The organism is Fontivita pretiosa (assembly GCF_050410795.1).
Classification (GTDB): domain Bacteria; phylum Planctomycetota; class Phycisphaerae; order Tepidisphaerales; family Tepidisphaeraceae; genus Fontivita; species Fontivita pretiosa.
In genome coordinates this window covers 4,431,812-4,454,780 of sequence record NZ_CP191258.1, presented here as the reverse complement: position 1 = coordinate 4,454,780, position 22,969 = coordinate 4,431,812, and the positions used below count along the sequence as shown (strand labels likewise).

At 63.9% G+C, this 22,969-nt stretch carries 19 protein-coding genes; 12 read left to right on the top strand and 7 right to left on the bottom strand.

The window, feature by feature from the left end:
• The first annotated feature begins 46 nt into the window (after positions 1-46).
• Both cyaB and ACQS5P_RS18065 read left to right on the top strand, forming a co-directional pair.
• Entirely contained in the window at positions 47-622 is a 576-nt protein-coding gene (gene cyaB / locus ACQS5P_RS18070; RefSeq protein WP_428938019.1) for a class IV adenylate cyclase, read from the top strand.
• Between the two features lie 133 nt (positions 623-755).
• Positions 756-1,205 carry a GNAT family N-acetyltransferase gene (locus ACQS5P_RS18065; protein WP_428938018.1) on the top strand — a complete coding sequence of 150 codons (450 nt, stop codon included), beginning with the start codon at positions 756-758 and terminating at the stop codon, positions 1,203-1,205.
• 43 nt (positions 1,206-1,248) lie between these two features.
• On the opposite strand, the gene ACQS5P_RS18060 is transcribed toward ACQS5P_RS18065, so the two are convergent.
• Entirely contained in the window at positions 1,249-2,379 is a 1,131-nt protein-coding gene (locus ACQS5P_RS18060) for a substrate-binding domain-containing protein (RefSeq protein WP_428938017.1), read from the bottom strand.
• Between the two features lie 427 nt (positions 2,380-2,806).
• On the opposite strand from ACQS5P_RS18060, the gene ACQS5P_RS18055 reads away from it, so the two are divergent.
• The 3 genes from ACQS5P_RS18055 to ACQS5P_RS18045 all read left to right on the top strand — a co-directional run bounded on the left by ACQS5P_RS18055 (position 2,807) and on the right by ACQS5P_RS18045 (position 6,555).
• Positions 2,807-3,643 (top strand): type II secretion system protein, encoded by an 837-nt coding sequence (locus tag ACQS5P_RS18055; protein WP_428938016.1) that lies wholly within the window; start codon positions 2,807-2,809, stop codon positions 3,641-3,643.
• An 81-nt stretch (positions 3,644-3,724) separates the two neighbouring features.
• Complete coding sequence (locus tag ACQS5P_RS18050; RefSeq protein WP_428938015.1) at positions 3,725-4,639, top strand: type II secretion system protein; 915 nt, start codon at positions 3,725-3,727, stop codon at positions 4,637-4,639.
• 269 nt (positions 4,640-4,908) lie between these two features.
• Entirely contained in the window at positions 4,909-6,555 is a 1,647-nt protein-coding gene (locus tag ACQS5P_RS18045; protein ID WP_428938014.1) for an ArnT family glycosyltransferase, read from the top strand.
• Between the two features lie 15 nt (positions 6,556-6,570).
• Here ACQS5P_RS18045 and ACQS5P_RS18040 read toward each other — a convergent pair whose 3' ends face one another.
• The 3 genes from ACQS5P_RS18040 to ACQS5P_RS18030 form a co-directional block, all read right to left on the bottom strand.
• Positions 6,571-6,894, bottom strand: a complete 324-nt coding sequence (locus ACQS5P_RS18040) for a Rieske (2Fe-2S) protein (RefSeq protein ID WP_428938013.1) — start codon at positions 6,892-6,894, stop codon at positions 6,571-6,573.
• 146 nt (positions 6,895-7,040) lie between these two features.
• Positions 7,041-8,243: a Gfo/Idh/MocA family protein gene (locus ACQS5P_RS18035; protein WP_428938012.1), complete on the bottom strand. Its 1,203-nt coding sequence runs from the start codon at positions 8,241-8,243 to the stop codon at positions 7,041-7,043.
• 135 nt (positions 8,244-8,378) lie between these two features.
• Complete coding sequence (locus ACQS5P_RS18030; protein WP_428938011.1) at positions 8,379-9,521, bottom strand: phytanoyl-CoA dioxygenase family protein; 1,143 nt, start codon at positions 9,519-9,521, stop codon at positions 8,379-8,381.
• A gap of 178 nt (positions 9,522-9,699) precedes the next feature.
• On the opposite strand from ACQS5P_RS18030, the gene ACQS5P_RS18025 reads away from it, so the two are divergent.
• A complete protein-coding gene (locus ACQS5P_RS18025) occupies positions 9,700-10,074 on the top strand; it encodes a hypothetical protein (protein ID WP_428938010.1) in 375 nt (124 codons plus the stop codon).
• A 6-nt stretch (positions 10,075-10,080) separates the two neighbouring features.
• Here the strand turns inward: ACQS5P_RS18025 and ACQS5P_RS18020 are convergent, their stop codons facing one another.
• Both ACQS5P_RS18020 and ACQS5P_RS18015 read right to left on the bottom strand, forming a co-directional pair.
• The gene (locus ACQS5P_RS18020) at positions 10,081-11,241 is read right to left on the bottom strand and encodes a CBS domain-containing protein (RefSeq protein ID WP_428938009.1); all 1,161 of its coding nucleotides are present in this window, start codon (positions 11,239-11,241) and stop codon (positions 10,081-10,083) included.
• A 92-nt stretch (positions 11,242-11,333) separates the two neighbouring features.
• Complete coding sequence (locus ACQS5P_RS18015; protein WP_428938008.1) at positions 11,334-13,340, bottom strand: phospholipid carrier-dependent glycosyltransferase; 2,007 nt, start codon at positions 13,338-13,340, stop codon at positions 11,334-11,336.
• Positions 13,341-13,627: 287 nt separating this feature from the next.
• Here ACQS5P_RS18015 and ACQS5P_RS18010 point away from each other — a divergent pair, with 287 nt between their 5' ends.
• From ACQS5P_RS18010 to ACQS5P_RS17985, 6 genes are all read left to right on the top strand, one after another.
• Entirely contained in the window at positions 13,628-14,197 is a 570-nt protein-coding gene (locus ACQS5P_RS18010) for a hypothetical protein (protein ID WP_428938007.1), read from the top strand.
• Between the two features lie 42 nt (positions 14,198-14,239).
• On the top strand, positions 14,240-15,709 hold the full coding sequence (locus ACQS5P_RS18005) for a hemolysin family protein (RefSeq protein ID WP_428938006.1): 1,470 nt from the start codon (positions 14,240-14,242) through the stop codon (positions 15,707-15,709).
• Between the two features lie 149 nt (positions 15,710-15,858).
• Positions 15,859-17,247: a trigger factor gene (gene tig / locus ACQS5P_RS18000; protein WP_428938005.1), complete on the top strand. Its 1,389-nt coding sequence runs from the start codon at positions 15,859-15,861 to the stop codon at positions 17,245-17,247.
• A gap of 99 nt (positions 17,248-17,346) precedes the next feature.
• On the top strand, positions 17,347-18,639 hold the full coding sequence (gene hisS, locus ACQS5P_RS17995) for a histidine--tRNA ligase (protein WP_428938004.1): 1,293 nt from the start codon (positions 17,347-17,349) through the stop codon (positions 18,637-18,639).
• A 62-nt stretch (positions 18,640-18,701) separates the two neighbouring features.
• On the top strand, positions 18,702-20,081 hold the full coding sequence (gene glmM, locus ACQS5P_RS17990; protein ID WP_428938003.1) for a phosphoglucosamine mutase: 1,380 nt from the start codon (positions 18,702-18,704) through the stop codon (positions 20,079-20,081).
• Positions 20,082-20,243: 162 nt separating this feature from the next.
• Positions 20,244-20,753 carry a DUF2062 domain-containing protein gene (locus ACQS5P_RS17985; RefSeq protein WP_428938002.1) on the top strand — a complete coding sequence of 170 codons (510 nt, stop codon included), beginning with the start codon at positions 20,244-20,246 and terminating at the stop codon, positions 20,751-20,753.
• Positions 20,754-20,826: 73 nt separating this feature from the next.
• Here ACQS5P_RS17985 and ligA read toward each other — a convergent pair whose 3' ends face one another.
• Positions 20,827-22,914 (bottom strand): NAD-dependent DNA ligase LigA, encoded by a 2,088-nt coding sequence (gene ligA / locus ACQS5P_RS17980; protein ID WP_428938001.1) that lies wholly within the window; start codon positions 22,912-22,914, stop codon positions 20,827-20,829.
• Between the last annotated feature and the right edge of the window lie 55 nt (positions 22,915-22,969).

The following is a 22,969-nucleotide window of genomic DNA, read 5'->3' as shown; positions in this document are numbered from 1 at the left end:
TCATCGCCTTGTCACCGGCTCGCCTCGTCACGTCGTCATGATTCCCATGCCCATCGAAATTGAAGCCAAGATGAAGGTGCCCGAGCTCGAACCCGTGCGCAAGCGGCTTGAGCGCATTGGCGGCGAACGCCGCGGAGTGGTCCTGGAGACCAACACCTTCTTTGACACCGAGGACCGCTCGCTGCTGGCGCGCGATCAGGGCTTGCGCCTCAGACATACCACAGACCTGCACAGCGGCCAGGAACAGGCAACGATCACGTTCAAAGGCCCGCGGCAACACGGCACGCTCAAGAGCCGCGAGGAACGCGAACTGAGCGTCGGCAGCCCCAAGGATGCCATGGCATTGCTGGAGGCACTGGGATTCCGACGAGTGCTGACTTTTCAAAAACGCCGGGAGAGCTGGACGCTTGGCGACTGTCAGGTCGAGCTGGATGAACTGCCGTATCTGGGGGAATTCGTGGAGATCGAAGGTCCCAGCGAGCCGGCGGTGCTGGGTGTAAGGCAGGCGCTTCAGCTCGAGGACCGCCCGCTGATCCGCGCCAGCTATATCGCCCTGCTGATCACCCATCTCCAGGAACGTGGCATCAGCGAGCGGGTCGTGTTGTTTCACTCACAGCCTTGATCACAACCGCCCGGTTTTCGCCGCTTCCCGCCGCCGGACGCGCCGAAGCACGCAGAGCGGCAGACGATGAAATCTTCCCGAGCTTTCGCTACAATCTGCGCGCCCTGATCACGCTCCGGGAGGTTATGCATCCGTGGCCCAGGCCGAGATCATCATCGCCGACGAAAAGCTCCTGCCCCAGGCCGTGGAGCTGTACAACGCCATGTTCCGCCCCAAACGCGAGCTGGAACATTTCAAGCGTCGCTTTCTGGGGCGGTACAACACGCTGACGCTGATCGCCCGGATGGATGGCCGGCCCGTTGGATTCTGGATTGGCTTCGAGCTGAAGCCGGGAATGTTCTACCACTGGCTGGGCGCGGTCTTACCGGAGCTGCGGCGGCACGGCATCGGCAGGCAGCTCCAGGAAGCCCAGCAGGCCTGGGCCAAGGACCACGGCTACGAATACATCCGCTGCGAATGCCTCAATCACCAGCGCGAGTTCATCCACTTCGCCATTGCAATGGGCTATGACATCGTCGGTATCCGCTGGGATTCCACCCACGCGGATAACCTGATCGTCTTCGAGAAGAACCTGGTCGAGTGATAAGCCGGCTCATGCCCGATGAGACGGCGGCGCCCCTCGGCGTTCAGCCGGCGCCGGCGGCGGGCTGCGTCGCGGGGGACGGCGCGGGCATGATCCCTTCCTCGTGCACCAGCGCGCGGATCGTGTCCACGTTGTCCCGGTTGATCACCTCCACCGGAAGCGTGCGACGCTGAAACGTCGGCAAACCGGAACGATCCCCGCGCGCCGTCTCGGCCAGCAGACGCACCGTGTGATAACCGCAGCCGAACTGGTCCTGCATGATCGTGGCGAAGACGTGCCCGGCCTCGATCCCCTCGAGCGTCTGGTCGTTGACGTCGAAGCCGACGACTTTGATCTGTCCGAGCTTGCCGGTGGTCTGCAATGCCTTCAGGATCGCGGGCGTACTGTAGGAGAGCATCCCGACGAAGCACTTGAGGTTGGGGTGCTGGTTGATCGCCTCGATCGCCATCGCGGTTGCGGTGGCCGGATCGGAGTGATCGACGATGGTGGGCAGGATCGTGTACTTTTCGCCTCGGATAATCTGATCGGGCGGGTCCATCGCCTGATCGGGATTGAACGGGCGTTCCAGCAGTTCGTCGATGACGCCCTGGCGTCGTCGCTGGGTGTTTTCCTTGTCGAGGTTGCCGATGACGATGGCGACTTCACCGCCTTCGGGAATCGCGCGATGGACCTGCTCGCCGGCGATTCGACCGGCGGTGTAGTTATCGGTTCCGACAAAACAGAGCCTGCGCGAGACGGGACTGTCGGAATCAAACGTCACCAGCGTGGTTTCGTTGGCCAGTTCCGCGAGGATCCCGGCCTGTCCGATGGGGCTGATCGGGCTGACGCCCACGCCTTTGTATCCCTTGCCCAGCAGCGAGCGAATCGCCTGCGTCTGGGCTTCGACATCGGTTCGGGTCTTGATGACGGTCAGGTCCACGTCATAGACCCGCGCCGCTTCCTGAGCACCGCTGATGACCGTATCCCAATAGGGTCCTTCCCCGGAAGTCACGATCGCGATCTTCGGTCGAGGGCGGAAAGAGCCCAGGTTCCACATCAGCACGCCGTTGGCCAGCACCAGGATCGCGATGATCGTGTACAGCAGCCTGTGGCTGTGGTGGACCTTCGTTGAACCTGAGGCGGGCGGAGCAGCCGGATTGGGAGCCGGCACCGGGTGATCTGACTGGGTGGTCATGGCGAACCTCCCGCGCGGGTGGCGCTGAAAAAGAAGCGGTCGGCGCGCATCTCAGTGCAGACAGGAGCAGACATGATGTTGGCGGCAGTCACACACGTGCACCAACCGTAGCAACACAGCCTTGCCAACAGACAACATCCGCCAGCATACGCCATCTCGCGGTGTTTTCGCAACTTGATTGCGCATAACGCACAAGAGCAAGCGGACGCTGCGTGTCACAGGCGTCTTGTCATTGGGCCGATCGCCGGCGCCAGCGGGATGTTCGCGCCTCGCTAAAGTGCCAGGAACCGGGCACAATTGTTCTCGATAAGATGTTATTTTTATTTGACGTACCTGTGTTCTAAAGATAATCTACCAGAGTCACGTCGTCCGGTTTCGTGTCGCTTCTCTCTGCCCGCGCGCCGGTGCGCGGAAGGAGTCGCCAACCATGCTTGCCGTGCGTCGTCTTACCCTGTCTGGCCGCCGGCGGTCCTCCGACGGTTTTACCCTCATTGAGCTGCTCGTGGTGATCGGGATCATCGCGATCCTGATGGCGATCCTTTTCCCGGCGCTGCGCAAGGCGAGGATCGCCTCGCTGCGAGTCCAATGTGCCAGCAACCTGCGCACAATTGGACAGGCCATTCTCGGCTATGCCGTCCAGAGCAGAGGTTGGGCGCCGCGGATTCAGGATCCGCGGACGGATTCCTGGCCCTATCCGTACCAGTGGAATGACAAGACTCTGGTTCAGCCGCTGATGCGCCACGGGCTGACTTTAAGCGTCATGGGCTGCCCGGCCACCGACTTTCCTATGGAAGGAGGTCGTCCACGAGACAGTTGGCCCGGGCATATGCCTTCCGGCAACTATATTGTCAACTACTGCTACCTCATCGGATATGGAGACGAGGAGAGCATCAAGCGCAACAGCGGAACCAAGTGGTACGAGAATCCACCTACCGTGGCATCCTTCCGGCTGTCCAAGGGGCCGGTGAAGATCATGGTCACTGATCTGAATCTGTACTTTGCCGCGCCGGACAACGGCTTTAACTTCAACGGTTCGGTGCCCAGCGTGAAATGGTTCTACAGCAACCACGCGGTGCGGAACTGGTTCAATCCCGAACGCGTGGCGCTGCGCAGCTTCGTAACCGGCAGCAACCGCCTGTACACCGATGGGCACGTGAAGTGGGCTTTGCCCGATGAGATGGGACGGGGCGACCGGCCCATCACCACCGACGTGTCCTCCGCCCGCTATAGCCACAACGGCGACATCCGGCCGTACTACTGGTAGCCCGTTGGTTGCTGCGCCCGCGGGCGCGGCAACGCATCCTCAGCGCATCTCCGGCCAGTGTGAACTTGGCAGGAACATCCGATGTTGACCGGCAGACCTGAAAACCAGACGGTCGCTCGGGGGTTTACGCTGGTGGAGCTGCTGGTCGTGATCGCCATCGTCGCGGTGCTGATCGCGATTCTGCTGCCTGCCCTGCAAAAGGCTCGCGCCGGCGCCGTGCGCGTCGGCTGCATGAACAACCAGCGACAGCTTCTTCAAGGCGTGATCCAGTATCAGGCCAGCTATCGCAACAAGATGCCCTGCGGCGTGCATCGCGCCAGCGTCTCGGCCAGCTACGTCATCAGGATGGATGGCGGGGACATTCCGCGCGTCGATAACGAACCGGGCTATGGTCCCAACAACGGCCCGGGGCCAAGGCCGGCACACAAGGACGGCTACACGAACCTTGGCTGGCTGTGGGTCCGGGGGATCGTGAAAGACGGTCGAATCTTCTACTGCCCGGCCGCCAAAATCATCAGCTATGAAGAGCACTGGGTTCCGCGATACAACGGCGGCGTCGCCGGACCCAGCCTGCACACCAGCTACAACTATCGCTTCTGCATCGCGTACTGGCCGCCGGATCCGGGCATGTCGGGGATTCCTCGCTTCGACGGCCTGGTGGGCGCCGCGGCGCTGGCCGCGGATCGCGCCGATGAGGTTCGCATTCACATCGCAGCGCTGGCCGGCAGACTTCGCGGCACCAGGGCGATCATCGCCGATCGCTTCGGTTATCCCGATGGATGGAAGGCGCACTGGCCGCACACCAGGCCCTACGGCATCGTCGTCGGCTACAGCGACGGACACTGCGTCTACTGGCCTCTTCAGGAGAAGGACTGGGCAGTCATCCAGCCGAATACCTTCACACTCGGCGTGGCCGATCAGTACGTGACGCTCTATTTCCGCGCCTTCGACGATGGCAACGTCAACAAGGTGCGCAAGGCATTCGGGATCAATTGAACGGCGGCGAGATCATTCTTCGAGCAGAACGACACCAGTATCACCGTCGTCCCTCCGGGTGGGCGGCCATCGCACGGGCCAGACGCCCGTGACACGTCCGAGCCAACTGTGGCATGGCCGTCCCGGCCATGCAGAGTGCGCTCGAATTCGAGAGTCCGACATCCGAGCTGTTGGTCACTTCATGCCGCTGGGCACGGGTGCGACACCTGTGACACAGAACTGCCTGCGAGCTTTACCCCATCCCCGCTGTGCTCTACTCTTGAACGACGATGACCGTGGTCGCCGGACTTGAGCCAGTCGGACGCTCCGCACGAATCGGCGCGCGCGCGGGCGTGGCCGCGCTGTGGATACTGGCTGGCGTCGCGCTATTCGTGGCATTGGGCAACCCGCCCGTGACGCGCACGCAGGAAGCCCGCGTCTTGGAGACCGCCCGCCAGATGCTCGGCAGCGGCCCACAGGGGTGGTTGCTGCCACGGCTCAACGAGCAGCCACGACTCAAGAAGCCGCCGCTGTGCTACTGGATGAGCGCCGCGGCCTACAAGATCGCCGGGGTCAGCGCCGGCGTGGGGCGGGCGCCAGGTGCGATGGCCGGATGGTTGATGCTCGCAGTCACGTATCTGCTTGCGACCCGGTTGTTCGACCGGCGGATCGGACTGATGGCCTCGACCGCGCTACTGGGAAGCTACCTGTTTTTCCGTCACGTGCGGCTGGCCGAGACCGACGCCCCCGCGGCGCTGTTCGTGACGCTGGCGATCTGGGCGATGTGGCGCGCCGACCAGTCGGACCGGCCTCTGTGGCCTCACCTCGCCGCCGCCGCCATCGGCGGGGCGATCCTGGCCAAAGGCGCGCCGGCCATCTTCCCCCCCCTGTTCGTGCTGCTGTACTGCGCCATCGAACGTCGCTGGCATCTGTTGTGGCGATTCATCGCCAGCGGCGCCATCGCCACCCTCGCCATCGTCGCATTGCCCTGGTTCATCTACGTGGCCAACCGTCAGGGCTTGAGCGTGTTCGCTTCAGAACTGAGCAACACCATCAGCGGCGGGGATCACGGCGACTGGCCCACAGCCTATCTCGCGCGGCTGCTGGTCGCCACCGCGCCCTGGTCGGGGCTGCTGCCGCTGGCGATTGTCGATGCGATCCGACGATTCAAAACCGACGCTTCCATTCGCATGGTGCTGCTCTGGTGCGCGGCGATTCTGCTGCCGCTGAGCATCGCCGGCAACAAGCAGCCGCATTACCTGCTGCCGCTGATGCCGCCGGTGACGATTCTCATTGGGCGGCTGCTGGCGGCGGTATTCGACGACCCGGCACACTGGGCGCGTCGCTGGTGCATCGCGGTGCTGGTCGGCACGATACTGGTCGCGGCCGCCGGCATCGACGCCATCCTCTACCTGGCCGTGATGCAGCGAGGACGAATCGGGATGATCGATGCGGTGGCGGCAGCGGCGTTGGCGACAGCGGTGATCGCGGTGTGGCTGGCGTCGCGGCGCTCACTTGAAGGCGGCTTTGTTGCCCTGCTGGTCGTGACGCCGATTCTCATGCCCCTGATGCTGGGACTGTGGGCCGCCAGCCTGCACAATGACTCGCCGCGTCAGTTGGCCGGGCAGATCCGCCGCTCTTTCGGCCCGCGCGCCACCTTTGCCAGTTTTGGCCCCAACGAATCGCTACCCTTGTGTTTCGAGCTTCGGCAGTCGATCCCGGACCTGCCCACGCCACAGGCCGTTCTGGATCGCGCGGGGCGCGACCCGAACCTGGTGCTGATCTCGATCGACAAATCGCATCGTCGGGTCGAGCCATTGCCCGACGGTTTCGTCCGCGTGCTGACCCTTCAGCGCGACGATCAGGTCCTGCGGTTCTACCGGCTGGATCAGGGCGCGGTGATCAACCGCGGCGACGCCGCTCCGATCGCCAGATAAATCCGGAAGATGGTCTTAGTAGATGGGCAGGTCCGCCTGCACGAGTTTTCGCCCTTCATGCTCGCAAATACGCGCCGGATAGGTCTTGACCAGAACGCCGGGCGAATCGCGGAGCTGGCCGCTGTCCAGGCGAAAGGCCCAGTGATGCCACGGGCAGATGGCGCAGCCGTCCTCGACATGTCCGCCGCCCAGGTTTCCTCCAGCATGGGGGCAGTAGTTGTCCATGACATACACCTGCCCGTCGTGCAGAAAGACCGCCAGCTCAAACCCGCCGATCTCGACGTACCTTCCCTGGTCAGGCGTCAGCTCGTGAAGTTCGCACAAAGAGGTCCAGGACATGACGGGATGATAGCTGAACCGCTGAATCAGTGAACCGCCAGGCCGCGACCGGCGCGAGCAAGACGCCAAGGCCATCGGCGCGACGTTCTCAAACATGCGCCTTCGCGGCCGACATCGCGCATTTCGCATCTTCGCGCTTGTCGTTCCTACTTGATCTCCGCGATCTTCACCGGCCGGCGCTCTTGCGCGCTGATCAACGCGGCCTCGAGGACCTGCTGGGTCTTGTAGGCGTCCTCGAAGTCGGGCATGGGCACAACCGGATCCTTGCCGGCGATCATGTTCAGCATGTCCGCCAGTTGGTTGATGAACCCGTGCTCGTAGCCGAGGATGTGGGCATCAGGCCACCAGTTGCCCACGTAGGGATGATCTGGCGCGTGGGTGACCATGATTCGGGTCCAGCCCTGCTGGCGGCGTTCCAGCGTGGCGTCGTAGAAGCTCAGGTAATTCATGTCCTCGAAATTGAACATGAGCGAACCCTTGTCACCGTTGATCTCCAGGCCGTTCTTGTTCTGGTTTCCGGTGGCCAGTCGCGTAGCCTCGAAGGAGGCGACGGCGCCGTTCCTGAAACGGGCCAGGAAAAGTACCGTGTCATCGACGTCGCTCTTGCCCATCTTTTTGCCGCCGGCGGTGCCTCCGGCGATGCCGCCCTTGGGGCCTTCCTGAACGATGGGGCGTTCCTTGATGAAGGTTTCGGCGATGGCGCCGGCGACTTCGGTGATTTCGTCGCCGGTGATGAAGCGGGCCATGTCGATGATGTGGGCGTTGAGGTCGCCATGCGCGCCGGAGCCCGCCAGCTTCTTCTGGAACCGCCACAGCAGCGGCACATTCGGCCCGCCCCAGTCCTGGAGATAGTAAGCGCGAATATGGTAGATGCGACCGATCTTGCCGTCGCGGACGAGCTGATGAGCCAGTGCGACGGCCGGCACGCGGCGATAATTGTACCAGACGAAGGTTTTGCACTTGCGTGCCTTGCGGGCGGCGTCGCGCATCTGCCGCGCGTCCGCCAGCGTGCCCGCCAGAGGCTTCTCGCACGCCACGTGTTTTCCTGCCTCCAGCGCCGCGATCGACATCTCGGCGTGCAGGTGATTGGGCGTGCCGACATCCACCAGGCCGATCTCCGGGTTGTTCACCGCGCTTCGCCAGTCGGTGGTGGCGTTCATCCAGCCCCAGCGATCCTTGAATTCCTCAAGCTCCTGCTGATTTCGCCCGCAGATCGTGTGCATCACCGGCAGGATCGGAACATCGAAGAACTTGCCGACCTTCAGGTACGCGTTGCTGTGCGTGCGACCCATGAACTTCTGACCGATCAGACAGACATTGATCGTCTGCTTCGTCTTGCCGTTGGCCATTGGCGATCTCCCGTGAGTTGTAGGTGCGTCGCGATGGAGTTTAGCCCCCGGCTGGCGTGATGCAAGATATCGCAACAGCCCCGCCGACGTTGCGTGTGCCGGGATTTCCCCAGGCGCAGCGATACCGGCGGCGGGCTAATAGTGGTTTTCTGAAACCTGCGGATCGGTGATCCCACAACCCAGCAGCCCGTGGTTCATGCTGGCGATGACGCGGGCGACGTACTCGCTCTCGTGGGCGCGCTGCTGACGCGACAGCAGCGCGGCGCAGGGCGTGCCGAAGCGCGGCTGAGCGAAGGGCAGGTGCGTGTCCCCGCGGGCCAGAACGTGAGAGCCGTTGGTCATTTTCGTCACCGGGTCCATCGCCTGTGTGACGTGCGGATTGCCCGGCTCCATGTCGGCGCCCCACTGCGTGAAGCTGCGGGCATTGCAGTAGTGTCCGACAAACGCGCGTCTGAAGCGATCCGTGGTGAAGTTGGCCTTGCTGCGGTGCAGCACGTGCCCGCCAAAGAACACGACATCGCCGGCCCGGGCTGATACCAGCACCTGGTCGTAGCGGTCGGCGACCATGCTGAGCATGTTCCGCTGGTCGTCCGGTTCCGACACGCCCTTCACGTGCATGATGTCGGAGATCAGCTTATCGCCAAAGCCGTAGCCGGCATTGGGGCATGGCGGGTAGATCGGCTCGACCTGCGAGCCTTTGGCGAACCACATGGCGCCGTTCAGCTCATCGCAATCGTCGATGGCGATCCAGGCGCCGCAGAGCGTGTCGGGGTGCGTGGGGATGTAGTACGAGTCCTGATGCCATCCCTGCCCCGGCTTGCCCGGGGGCTTGAGAAACAGCATCGTCTGAAGCGCCAGCACGTCCGGCCCGATCAGCACTTCCAGCACATCCAGCACGCGCGGGTGCAGCAGGTAGCGCTCGTGAAGTTCGAGCTTGCGGTGCAGCATGTGGATCCGCAGGAAGTACTGCGCCTTTTCCGCCGGCGAGAGATGCGCCGGTGGAGCCTCCAGCCCCTGCACCGTCACCGCGCCGTCGCGGGCCACATCGCGATCGGGCATCGGCCGGCCACGCTGCTCTGGAAGCTCGCCCTGCATCAGCATCTCGGTGTGCCGGCGAAGCTCGGCGATGTCATGCTCGGGCACCAGCCCGCGCACCACCAGAAACCCGTCGCGATGAAACGCGCGATACTGCTCGACAGTCACCCGATAACGCTGCAAGACCTCATTGCTCGACTCCGAGGGCAATGGCTGCTCCGATGCGATCCGGTCTGCCGACATGCCCGCCATTGTGCCAAAGACCGGCCTGCTGTCACGCGCAAAGTCAGAATGGGCAGGCAATGCTCACTTCGCAGCCTGGCGGCGATTCTGTGATCACGATTTATGATGGCCAGTTTTGATGGCCGCGCGGATCCCCGCAGGAGGATATAGTCATAACGTGAGGTACCTGGTCCAAGCGATGCTGTATTTGTGGGCACTGCCCACGACGTGTGTGGGCCTTGTGTTCGTGCCACTGGTGCTGGTGTCGGGCGGGCGGGTGCGCGTGGTGCGCGGCGTGATCGAAGTCCATGGCGGGATCGCCAGGTTCCTGCTTCGCCGCTGCGTGCCGCTGGCCGGAGGAGCCTCGGCCATGACGCTGGGGCACGTGGTCATCGGGCAGGATCAGGCCTGTCTGGATGCCAGCCGCGATCACGAGCGCGTTCACGTCCGTCAGTGCCAGCGCTGGGGGCCGCTGTTCATCCCCGCCTACCTGATCGCCAGCGCCATCGCGAAGCTTCGCGGCGGCGACGCATACTTCGACAACCCTTTCGAGCGCGAGGCCTATGGCCGGTGAGGCTGCTCAGGTATGCGCCAACTGCGAGGGACGCACCCAGCCGTTGCCGGTCGTGGACATCTGCGCCAGACGCACCTGGATGGCGCGCATGACGTCCGTTTTGGTAATGATGCCGACCATGCGGTTGTCGTGATCGAGCACGATCACGCGGCCAAAGTCGTGGTCGGCCATCAGCTTCAGCACGTCGCGTGCCGGGGCAGATTCACGCGTGGTCAGAATCTGCTCGGACATGATCTGCGCCACGGGCGCATCGGGCGGCGCACCCTGGAGCTGGCGCAGATCCACCATGCCGATCAGTGCTCCATCATCGTCAACCACGGGAAAACCCTTGTGCCTCTCGCGGATCATCAGCTCGGTGAGCTCGGCGACGCTGGCGCTGGCCGGCACGGTGATCACCTCGGGGTTCATCAGGTCGCGCACGCGCACCCCCTCCAGCAGCCGCTCCACGATCAACTGCTGCGTCTCAGTGTTCACCGCCATGTAAATGAAGAACGCGATCAGCATCAGCATGAGCTGCCCGGTCAGAAAACCGAACAAGCCCAGTCCCACCGCCAGCACCTTGCTGATCGTCGCCGACACCTGAGTTGCGGCAAGATAGTCCCATCGCAGCGCCAGCAGCGAGCGCAGGACGCGTCCGCCGTCCAGCGGCAGCGCCGGCAGCAGGTTGAAAATCGCCAGCACCACGTTGGTCCAGGCCAGGTAAGTCACGACGAAGCGTGCGGCGGGCATCTGGGCCAGGGGGATGGTCTGACGAGTCAGGTAGAACAATCCCGCCAGCGCGAAGCTGACGATCGGTCCGACGATGGCGATGACGGCCTCGGCGCCGCGTCGGCGGGGCAGGTCGTCCAGTGCCGCCACACCCCCCAGCAGCCACAGCGTGATGCTTCGAGTCTTCACGCCATAGCCCCGTGCCGTCAGTGCATGCCCCAGCTCGTGGATCAGCACGCTTACAAACAACCCGATCACGATGATCAGTCCCAGCAGATAAGGCAGCAGGCCCTGCCGCAGGGTCTGGACTTCGCGGTCCAGGCCAATCAGTTCCTGCCCGGCCTTGATGCCGCTGCCGATGATCCAGGTAAAAAGCGGCAGCACGATCAGAAAGGTGATGTCGATAAAGACGGGAATGCCAAAGAGGCGAAATGGCAGCTTGTAGGCTTTTCCGAACATGGCGCAGAGTCTATGTCTTGATCGACGATGCGGCTACAGCCAATCCTCGCCGGCCGGTTCTTGTGTCATGCGCTTCAACGACGCGAGATGGCTCAACGCTTCAGCGGAAGCGGATACACGTAAATGCTGCCGCCCAGAATCGCCAGCGGTTGTCGGTTTTCCAGCAGATCACGGTAAAACTCGCGGATCGCCGGATCCTGCACGTAAATGCCCTGGAGGTTGGTGGCGCTGACCGCCAGGTAACTGCTGGAGTTGGGGTCGGGCATGTGTCTGCTGCTGGCGAAAGGCCAACCACCGGCTTCCATCGGTAGATGATAGGCCGTCACACCATAGGCTCTGGGATCGGCGGTTCCGAAGTAGGCCAGATACAGCGGTCGATCGCGGTGTTCAGCCTGCCACCGGCCCAGCAGCGGCAGATCCTGCCCCCAGTCCAGGTTTGAGTCGCCCAGCAGCCGGATTCCGTTGCGCATCCCCCCTGAAGGCGCGTTGAAGAACGGGATGAAGTTGGGATAGCTGGCCAGCGATTCGATTGCCAGCCCGAAAACGATCAGTCCCATCAGCGTCCACCCCGTCCGCCGCCACTGCCGCAGCACACCCGCCATCCCCACCGCCAGCCCGACAAAGATGAACGGATAAACGGGCAGGATGTGCCGCAGGCCGAGATTGAGGTTGCTGCTCATGGCGCTGGCGGCATAGACGGCAGCGGGCAGGCCAAGGCAGGTCGGCGACCACCAGTCCGCGCTGCCGAAGCGAAAGCGGGCATCATCCGGATCGCGCGGCGGAGCTTGCGCGGCGGCCGGGTTGTCCATCGCCTTCCGCCGGCGCGTCGCCGACGACAGCAGCACCGCCGTGATCACCGTCGGGATCGCCAGCAGGCTGGCCGTGGGCGTCTTGAACAGCATCGCGCACGGAAAGTAGTACCAGAACCCGACAATCCGCGTCTGTCCCAGCAGATAGGAGCTGCGGATCTTGGTCGTCGCGTAGGTGTACAAAAACCCGTGCAACCACGCCTGCGGCAGCAGACGTTTGGATTCAGCCCAGACGATCGCCCTGACCATCGTCGGCTCGGGCTCGGCCTGGACCATCTCGGATGTGACCGGGACGCTGCCACGGGTGCGGGCGATGATGGTGTTCAGCTTGGCGCGCTGGACCAGCCGGGGCGTGTTCAGCAGCACGTCGGGATTGGCGGTGGGAGAAAAGCGAAACCCATAGCATGCCCAAATCATGACATAGGTCGCGATCGCCGCGAGGACGCACACCACCGGCACGACCGCCAGTCGCTGCCGGCGCGTGCTGAGCATCGTGATCCTGCTTCCCAGCCCTCGCACCGGCCAGGCCAGCGGCAGCAGCGCCCGGATGAGCACAGCGGCGAAGATGATCGGGCCGCAGAGAATGCCGGAGAACTTGACATTGACGGCCGCGGCGCAGCACAGGCACATGGCCAGCAGCGACGGCCAGCTCGCACGCTGTCCGAATCGCCACAGCGCCGCCGCCAGCGACGCCATCAACAGCGACAGCATCACGTCATTCTTGACCAGCGCGCTGTGGGCCAGGAAGTTCGGATCCAGCGCCAGCAGCGCCGTGGCCAGAAAGCCGGCCGCCGCGCCGGCACCGGCATACGCCGCGCCATGCCTCTGCTGCGCGATCCGCCAGGCCCACCATCCGATCAGCCCCCCCAGGCCCATCCCCACCGGCACGAACATGAACCGCGACTTCTGGATGAACGCGTCGCCATTGTTGCCCCGCCATCCGTACAGCACGTGCACCGAGTAGTACCACTGGAACGTGGCAAAGTCCTCGATCATCTGATCCCAGTAGCGCAGGTCGGTGCTGATCGTCAACGCGTTGCGCCCATGCACCAGCGAACCCCAGTAGCCGAACAACGCCGGATCCTCCGGGTTGATCCGGAAGTCGCCGCGGATGCGATGCACGTAGCCGGCCACCGAGTGCAGCGTCTCGTCGTAGGTTGGGCTTTTTCCCAGAACGGCGGAGTATGACAGCACAGCGAACAGCAGCAGCAGCGCCGTGATCCCGCCAATCGCCGCCAGCGCCACGTTCCGCCGCGGCCGCTCACCACTGCCCGGATGATCGGTCGTCATGGTTCGGCGGTACAGTGACGCAGGCGACGCAAAAGATCAAGCCAGCAGCGGAGTTCGCAGGACGCGTTGCCCTGGCGGTGTGATACCCCGCTTTGGAGGTCGATGATCGCCGGCACCGGCGGGACGTCCGTGAGACAGACTGGCGCGTTTCTGCGCGAATTTCTGCGTAAGCCCCGCAGCGACCAATCCACGATCCCCGCGCGATCGTGGAAATCCGGGCACACAGAAGTACGCGGAGCAATCGCGGCGCGCTTGCATCCTGGCGTTCAAAGCGGCAGGATGCCCGCATGCTGCTGCGGCTGCTGGCACTGGAGCAGGCGGCGACGGGTGCCGCCAACCAGGTCAAACCTGAAGCCTGGGTGTTGCTTGGACTTGGGGCGGCGCTGCTGATCTACATGCTGGTGCTTCGCCCGATGATGCGGCGGCGGAAGGATCCGCTGGAGCGCCCGCCCGCCTTCGCCAGCCTCTCGCAGCAACGCGCCGTCGAGCGGCAGATGCAGAATCTGCTGGTGGAGCTGGCCGAGATGGCGCGACAGATCAGTGCCCAGCTCGACACCCGGGCGGCCAAGCTCGAGCAGCTCATCCAGGACGCCGACCGGCGACTGGAGGCGCTTGGGCAAGCGGTGCGTGCCGCGGGCAACGGCGCCGCCAGCGATGAGGCTGAACCTGCGCACTCCGCATCATCGCATGCCCCCAACAGCCAGAGTTCGCCGCCCGAGCAGCCCGACCCGCGCCATGCCCAGATCTACGCCCTTGCCGACGCCGGCCGGGACGCTCACCAGATCGCCGCCGCACTGGGCCGACCAGAGGGCGAAGTGGAGCTGATCCTGGCGCTGCGAGGCCGCGGCGGCGGCTAGCCGCAAACTGACCGCCGACTGCCGATTCGCTACAATCTGGGCGTGGATATCCTTTCGATCATCTGGAAGATCCTGGCCACGCTGGCGCTGGTGGCGGCGAACGGGTATTTCGTGGCGGCGGAATTCGCGGCGGTCGGAGCACGCACCTCGCGACTACAGGCTCTGGCGCCCACCAGCCTGCTGGCAAGAATCTGCCTGGACATCAAACGTCGGCTTGATCTGTACCTTTCGACCTGTCAGCTCGGCATTACGATGGCCAGCCTGGGGCTGGGCGCCGTGACCGAACCGGCGGTGGCGGCGCTGGTGGACCCGATCCTGTACTTCTTCGGCGTGCCGGACCCGGGGCCGGGCAAACACACCGCCTACGCCATCGCCATCGCCCTGGCCATCAGCACATCCCTGCACGTGGTGGTCGGCGAGGTGGCGCCGAAGAACTGGGCCATCTTCTATCCCGACAAGCTGCTGCCCGTGGTGGCCCTGCCGCTGGTCATCTTCACCTACATTTTCTATCCGGTGATCTGGGCACTGAACTCGGCCAGCAATCTGCTGCTGCGGCTCTCGGGGATCGAAATCCGTCATGACGTTCACGGCGGGATGCCTCACACCGAGGAAGAGCTCAAGGCGCTGCTGGCGCAGGCGGTGGCCAGCGGCACCATCGCCAAAGGCAACGAGCGCATCCTCACCAGCGCCTTTGAGTTTTCCGAGCTGAAGGTCCGTCAGATCATGACGCCCCGCACCGAGGTGGTGTACCTGCTGCTGGACCAGCCGCTGGGAGAGATCCTCAAGACGGTGCAATCCAACGCCTACACCCGGCTGCCACTGTGCGACAAAGACATCGACCATGTCGTGGGGCTGGTGCACATGAAGGATCTGTTCAACCACCTCAAGCTCGTGCCCGGCAAGCTTAAGTTTCTGGATGAGCGCGACCCGACCGGCGCGCTGATTGCCGTACCGACGGGGCTGCCCGGTTCAACCGTGCACGTCATCGGCTCCGGGGAGATCAATCTGCGTCAGATCAAGCGGGATATCCTGTTCGTGCCCGAGTTCACCGCCGTGCCGAAGCTGCTGCGGCTGTTCCAGTCCAGCCGGATCCACATGGCGGTGGTGGTGGACGAGTATGGGGCGACGCAGGGAATCGTGACGCTGGAAGACGTGCTGGAGGAGATCGTCGGGGAGATCGCCGACGAGTTCGACGTGGCCGGCCCTACGCCCGACTTCGTCCGCGAAGGCCAGACCATCCGCGTCAGCGGGCTGTACCCGCTGCACGAGCTGCGCGAGCGCGTGCCGGACATTGGCGAGCTGCACCTCAATGGGGTGGACACGGTCGGCGGGTATATCATTCAGCAACTGGGCCGCCTTCCCCGGCCGGGCGATACCGTGGAGCTGGGCAACTACCTTGCCCGGGTGATGTCGGTCCAGCAGAAACGTGCCAAACTGGTGGAGCTGACGCCCCGGCACCCCGCGGCCAACGCGGCAGTGAGCGGTTCCCAATCCAGCGCCGCCGGGCAGTGATCGGTTTACCCCCCTTTGCATTGGCGGACTGGCTCGCTAAGATTCGGGGCTCGCCAGCGTCGGGCACGGCTGCGCGCGTGCGGGTGGCGTGCAGGCGCGATGCAGGCTAACGTCGGTTTTTCAAAGAGGTTCCCGCAAGAGGTTCCGTCATGGCAGACAATCCAGGCGCCGTCGCCGAGCAGCAGCAACAGACCGAACAGGACGAATTCCTGTACCCGATCCGGATCGAGGATGCCGGCCCGGCGACCAAGAAGGTCACCGTCGAGATTCCGCGCCAGCGCATCGAGCAAAAGCTCGCCGAGCAGTTCCAGGAGCTGCGGCAACAGGTGGCGATCCCCGGCTTCCGCCCCGGCCACGCACCCCAGAAGCTCATCGAAAAACGCTTCAGCGCCGACGTGCGCGAGCAGGTCCGCCGGGCGCTGATCAGCGAAAGCTATCAGCAGGCGGTGGAGAAGAACCAGCTTCAGGTCATCGGCGAACCGGAATTTGAGAACCCCGACGCGATTCAGTTGCCCGAAAGCGGCGATCTGAGCTACTCCTTCCAGGTGGAAGTGCAGCCGCAGATCAATCTGCCGGACCTTACGGGCCTGAAAGTCAAGAAGCCCAAAATCGAAGTGACCGAGGAGAACGTCAACCAGGCGATGCAGAACCTGCGCGAGCAGCAGGGCACGCTGGTGCCTGTGGAGGATCGCGGCATCGAGCCGAAGGATTACGTCATCGCGGATATTCATGTGAAGCTGGAGGGCACGGAGCTGGGGCATCAGCACGATGCGCAGATCGTGGTGCGGCCGGGGCGAATCGCCGGGATCGATGTGCCCGATCTGGACCGCCAGCTCGCCGGCGCACGCAGCGGAGAGACCCGCACGTTCGAGGTGGCGGTGCCCGAGACTCACCCCAACGAGCAGGTCCGCGGCAGGAAGGTCGTGTTCGAGATCACGATCAAGGACATCAAGCGGCTGGAGCTGGCGGAGATCAACCAGGAATTCCTGGAGGATCTGGGCTTCAGCAGCGAGCAGGAGCTGCGCGAGGCGCTGCGGGAGCAGATGGTCGAGCGGATCAACATGGACGTGCGCAACGCGATGCGCGAGCAGGTCTACAAGTATCTGCTGGAGAACACGCCGATTGAGCTGCCGGCCCGGCTCAGCGAGCGGCAGGAGCAGCGGGTCATCCAGAGGCGCGCGGTGGATCTGATGTTGCGCGGCGTGCCGGAGGACCAGATCGTCGCCAACATCGAGCGACTGCGCAGCGGCGCCAGGGACGAAGCCATCCGCGAGCTCAAGCTCTTCTTCATCCTCGAGAAGATCGCCGCCGATCAGGGAACCGACGTCAGTGAGGCCGAATTGAACGGCGCGATCGCGATGCTGGCCGCCCAGCGCAATCAGCGACCGGAGAAGCTCAAGCAGCAGATGGCCAAGGATGGCACGCTGGCCAGCATGTACATCCAGATGCGCGAGCAGAAGGCGGTGGATAAGCTGCTGGAGACGGCGCAGATCGAGGAAGTGGATCTTCAGGCGTCTGAGGCCCCCAGGCAACAGTGAGGAGAGGCACCAGGCCACACAGGCACGAAGGCACGGAGCGAGCGGGGGCCGGCTCACTTCATCCCTTCGTGCCTTTGCGCCTTCGTGCCGGGCATGTGAATGTCCCGAATCACCGCCCCCAAGGGCACCGTTGACATCCTCCCGAGCGAAAGCTGGAAATGGCAGGTGATCGAGCGCATCGCCCGCCAGGTCGCTGAGCTGTATCACTTCCAGGAGATCCGCACGCCGATCTTCGAGCACAGCGAGCTGTTTCATCGCGGGGTCGGCGAGACATCGGACATCGTCCACAAGGAGACCTACACGTTCCAGGACCGCGGGGGACGGTCGATCACCCTTCGCCCCGAGCAGACCGCGGGCGTGGCGCGGGCGATGATCGAGTCGAGCCTGCTGGCCGACCCGGGCGCGAGGATCAAGGTCTACTACATCGGACCCAACTTCCGTTACGAGAACGTACAGAAAGGCCGGCTGCGGCAGCATCACCAGTTCGGCGTGGAAGCCTTCGGCGTGGCCGAACCCGAGCAGGATGTGGAGTGCATGCTTCTCCAGCTCGACTTTTACCGTCGCTGCGGCGTGAAGGATCTGACCCTGCGGATCAACAGCCTGGGGGATCGCCAGAGCAAGCAACGCTATCGGGACGTGCTGGTGGCGCATCTTCAGCCAATGGCATCGCAGCTCAGCGAGGACTCGCAGCGACGCCTGAGCACCAATCCGCTGCGCATCCTGGACAGCAAAGACCCCCGCGACATTCAGGCCTGCCACAGCGCCCCGCCGGCCATCGAATCGCTTTCCGATCGCAGCCGAGCGCACTTCCAGCGGGTGCAGACGCTGCTTGAACAGGCGGGCGTGAAGTTCGTGGTGGATGGCAAACTGGTTCGCGGCTTCGACTACTACACCGACACCCTCTGGGAGGTCACCGCCGAGGGGCTGGGTGCGCAGAATGCCCTGGGCGGTGGCGGACGTTACGACAATCTGATCGAGACGCTCGGCGGCAGGCCGACTCCGGGCGTGGGGTTCGGCTCCGGGCTGGAACGACTGCTGATCGCGCTGGAAGCCCAGGGCGTGTCGCTTCCCAATCCCCGTCAACCGCTGGTCTGGCTCATCTCTCAGGACCAGCGGGCACGCGAGCTGAATCTGCAACTGGCTCGCGAGCTGCGCGACAACAACATCGCCTGCGACATGGACCTCACCGGGCGTTCGATGAAGTCGCAGTTCAAGCTCGCCGACCGCGAGGGCGCCGCCTGGTGCGTGATCGTCGGCGAATCCGAGCTTGCATCGGGCACGGTGGCATTGAAGGATCTGAGGACCGCACAGCAGATGACGATTCCGCGCAGCGATCTGGTTCAGCAGTTGCAGGCGCGGATCCGCGCTGAAGCGATGCACGCCCAGACATAGTCATGCCGGCGCGCACTTGCGGTTGCCGCATCGACGACATTGGACCACAAGGGATTTCGGGCATGGAAGCATTGATGATCGGCGTTTCCGGCATGCGTGGCACGGTCGGTGGCACGCTCACCCCCGCGGTGGTGTCGCAGATGAGTGCCGCGTTCGCCGCGTGGATCAAACAGAACACAAAACCATCCGGCGGCGGACATCATCGCGTCGTGCTGGGGCGTGATTCGCGCCCCAGCGGCGTGTGGGTTCGCGACGCCGCCGTCAGCGCACTGGTCGCTTCCGGGCTCCAGGTCATCGACCTGGATATCGTCACCACGCCGGGCGTGGCGATGATGGTCCGGCATCTGGGCGCCGACGCGGGCGTCGTGTGCACCGCCTCGCATAATCCGATCGAGTGGAACGGGCTGAAGTTCCTCACCGCCGGGGGGATCGCTCCGCCGGCGACGATCGCAAACCAGATCAGGCAGTACTTTCACGAGCAGCGGACCAGTTACGTACGTGTCGAGCAGTTGGTTCCGCCGACGCACAACAGCGAGACCCATGCCCTGCACGTGAAGCGCGTGCTGGATCACGTGGACGTGCTGGGGATTTCCAGCAGGCGATACAAGGTGGTGCTGGACAGCGTCAACGGCGCCGGTTGCGTGGCCACCGCGACGCTGCTGAACAGGCTTGGCGCGCAGCTCGTGCATCTGAACTGCACTCCCGACGGGCGATTTCCGCACGATCCGGAGCCGACTGAGCAGAATCTGACCGCCCTGGCCGCCGAGGTCAAACGCCAGCGCGCCGCCGTCGGTTTTGCCCAGGATCCCGACGCCGATCGTCTGGCGATCATCGACGAAACCGGGCGATACATCGGCGAGGAGTATTCGCTGGCGCTGTGCGCGATGTGGCTGCTGAGCAAGCGCCCCGGCGTGGCGGTGACCAACCTCTCGACCAGCCGCATGATCGACGACATCGCCTCGATGTACGGCTCGCGCGTCGTTCGCACGCCCGTGGGCGAGGCCAATGTCGTCGAAGCGATCCTCCGGGAAAACGCGACGATCGGAGGCGAAGGCAATGGCGGCGTGATCGATCCGCGGATCGTCCCGGGACGGGATTCGCTGGTGGGGATGGCGTATGTGCTTCAGCTCATGGCCGCCACGGGCAAGACGATCTCGCAGCTTGTGTCGCAGATTCCGCGGTACGAGATTGTCAAGACGAAGTTTGCCTGCCGGCGCGAGGATGCCCAGCACGCAGTCGAAGCGCTCAAGCAGCACTTTGCATCGGAGAAAATCGACACTCAGGATGGGATCCGCATCGACTGGGAGCGACAGCGTGCCTGGGTACATGTCCGCGCCAGCAATACCGAGCCGATCATGCGGATCATCGCCGAGGCGCCCGACCGCGCCACCGCCGAGCGACTCATCGCCCAGGTGCAGCAGGTCGTGACCACGGTGCTGTGATGCTCCTGTTCCGGCGCGCGTTGCGCGACGGTGTCACGGGCGTCCCGCCCGTGCCTCGAGCGATACGGCCGCCGTAAGTCGCGATACGAGAGATTTCCCGAGGCCAATCGCAATCTGTACGGCCGAGACGGCCGTGAACGAAATCGGCTAATCTCCTCGACGATGGCACGCAAGTTCTTCAAGCGATACATGCCCCGCCGCGAACGAGCATTGCGCAGCCCGTTGCTGCGTGTGTTCGGGCGCGTCCTTCATCAACCCAGCCTCTGGCACCTCAACCGCCGGTCGGTTTCGCGTGCCGCGGTCGTCGGTCTGTTCTGGACGGTGATCCCGATGCCGTTCCAGATGATTCCGGGCGCCGCCTGTGCCGTCGCCGTACGCGCCAACCTCGGCATCAGCCTGTTGCTCATCTGGCTTACCAATCCCCTCACGCTTCCGCCGGTGCTGTGGGCCAACTATCACTTCGGGCGGCTGCTGCTGCGGCAACCACGCAGCGAGTTGGATTTCGAGTGGAGCTGGCAGAGCCTATCGGAACATCTGAGCGAGATCTGGCGGCCGATGTACGTGGGCGCGATCACCAGCGGGGTCCTGCTCGCGATGGCAGGCTACATTGGTGTCCAGGTCATCTGGCGATGGAGCGTCACAAGCCGCTGGCGCACCCGCCGCGGGGATTGAGAACAAGTTAAGATCCCCAACCTTTATGGCCGAACAGTGCGCCGCTGGCGCACTCGGCACCGCGCCCAATCGTCTATCCCCGTCCGATCTTCTTCAGGAACTGCTCTTCGCTCAGCACCGGGACGCCAAGCTGCCTGGCCTTCTCGAGCTTGCTGCCGGGGTTCTCCCCGGCAATGACGAAGCTGGTGTTTTTGCTGACGCTGCTGGCGGGCTTGCCTCCGAGCTGCTGGATCAGATCCTCGATCTGTTTGCGGTCGAAGTTTTTGAGTGTACCGGTAACGACAACCGTCTGCCCCGCCAGCGGCTGCTCGCCGCCCGCTGCCTCGGGCCTGGGCATCTTCGGATCGATCCCCACGGCCTTGAGCGCCTTGATCGCCTTGATTCCCGCCTCGTTGTGGAAGAAGTCGTAAACGGATTCGGCGATAACCGGGCCGATTTCGTGAACCGCGGCCAGTTGTTCCTTCGTCGCCGACGCGATGGCGTCCAGCGAGCCGAAGTGGCTGGCCAGAACATACGCCACCCGGTTGCCCACGTGTCGGATGCCCAGCCCCGCCAGCAATCGATCCAGCCCCAGTGAACGGGTCGATTCGATGTTCTTGATGATTTTGGCCGCATTCTTCTGGCCGACTTTGCGGATGATCGTTTTGCCGTCCTTCTCGGTTTTGCTGGTCAGGTTGGCGATGTCGGCCTCGGTCAGCTTGTACAGGTCGGCGAAGGTTTTGAGCTTGCCGGCGGCGATGAGCTGATCGATGATGTGCTCCCCAAGCCCTTCGACGTACATCTGTCCGCGCCCGACGAACCAGAGCAACCGCTCGCGAAGCTGCGCCGGACACGCCGGGTTGACACAGCGGATATACGGGGTGTCAGGCTCTTTCTCCACCTTCGCGCCGCAACTGGGGCACTTCGTCGGCGCCGTTACCTTCTTCGCGTTCTTCGGACGCTTCTCCGGAATCACCGCAACCACCTGTGGGATGATCTCTCCGGCCTTTTCGATCACCACCGTGTCGCCGATGTGGATGTCCTTGGCTTCGATCTGTTCGATATTGTGCAGGCTGGCGTTGGAGACGGTGGTGCCGCCGACGAACACCGGATCCATCCTGGCCACGGGAGTCAGCGTGCCGCCCTTGCCCACCTGCCAGTCAACAGCGCGGATGACGGTCTGGGCCTGCTCGGCCGGATACTTGAACGCGATCGCCCACCGCGGCGCCTTGCTGGTAGCCCCCAGCTTTTCGCGTTGCCGGAAGGAATCGACCTTGATCACCATGCCATCGGTCGGATAGGGCAGCTTTCCGCGGACCTTTGCGAACGATTCGACCTTCGCGATGACCTGATCGATGTTGTCGCAGCGGACAAAATCCTGTGGCAGCGGGAATCCAAGGTCGCGAAGAATATGCATGCAGTCCCAGTAACTGTCGCACCACAGCGGCTCGACCTGCCCAAACCCGTGCGCGACGAACCGCAGCTTCCTCGCCGCCACCACTTTCGGATCAAGCTGCTTGAGCGTGCCGGCGGCACAGTTGCGCGGATTGGCGAACGGCTCTTCGCCGGCCGCCAGCCGCTCGCGGTTGATCGCCTGGAAAACGTCGTTCTCCATGTACACCTCCCCGCGGACCTCCAGGATGCGGGGGATCTGAACTGCGGGCCGCTCCGCGCGGCCCTCTGCCCGCGGCCGGATCGCAGCCGACAGCCGCAGCGGCACGGAGCGGATGGTGCGGACGTTGGCGGTGATGTCATCGCCCCGCCGGCCGTCGCCTCGCGTTGCCCCCAGCACCAGCAGCCCATTCTCATATCTCAGGCTCACCGCCACTCCGTCGATCTTGGGCTCCACGACGTACTGGTACGGCTCGCCGCCCAGTCCCTTGCGGACGCGCTCGTCGAAAGCGCGCAGCTCCTGCTCGTTGTAGGTATTGTCGATGCTGAGCATCGGCACCGCGTGTTCGACGGTGCGGAAGCCCTCGATCGGCTGCCCCCCCACCCGTTGGGTTGGCGAGTCCGGCGTGATCAGCTCCGGGTGCTGCCGCTCCAACTCCTCCAGCTCCTTGAGCATCCGGTCGTATTCCTGATCGCTGATCTCCGGTTTGTTCAGGACGTAGTAAAGATAATTGTGTCGATTCAGCTCCGCGCGGAGCCATTCGATTCGCTGCTTCACCGATTCGCCCATAGCGACAATTTTAACCGGCGGCGGCCTGCGGCACGAACTCGACACTCTACCCAAC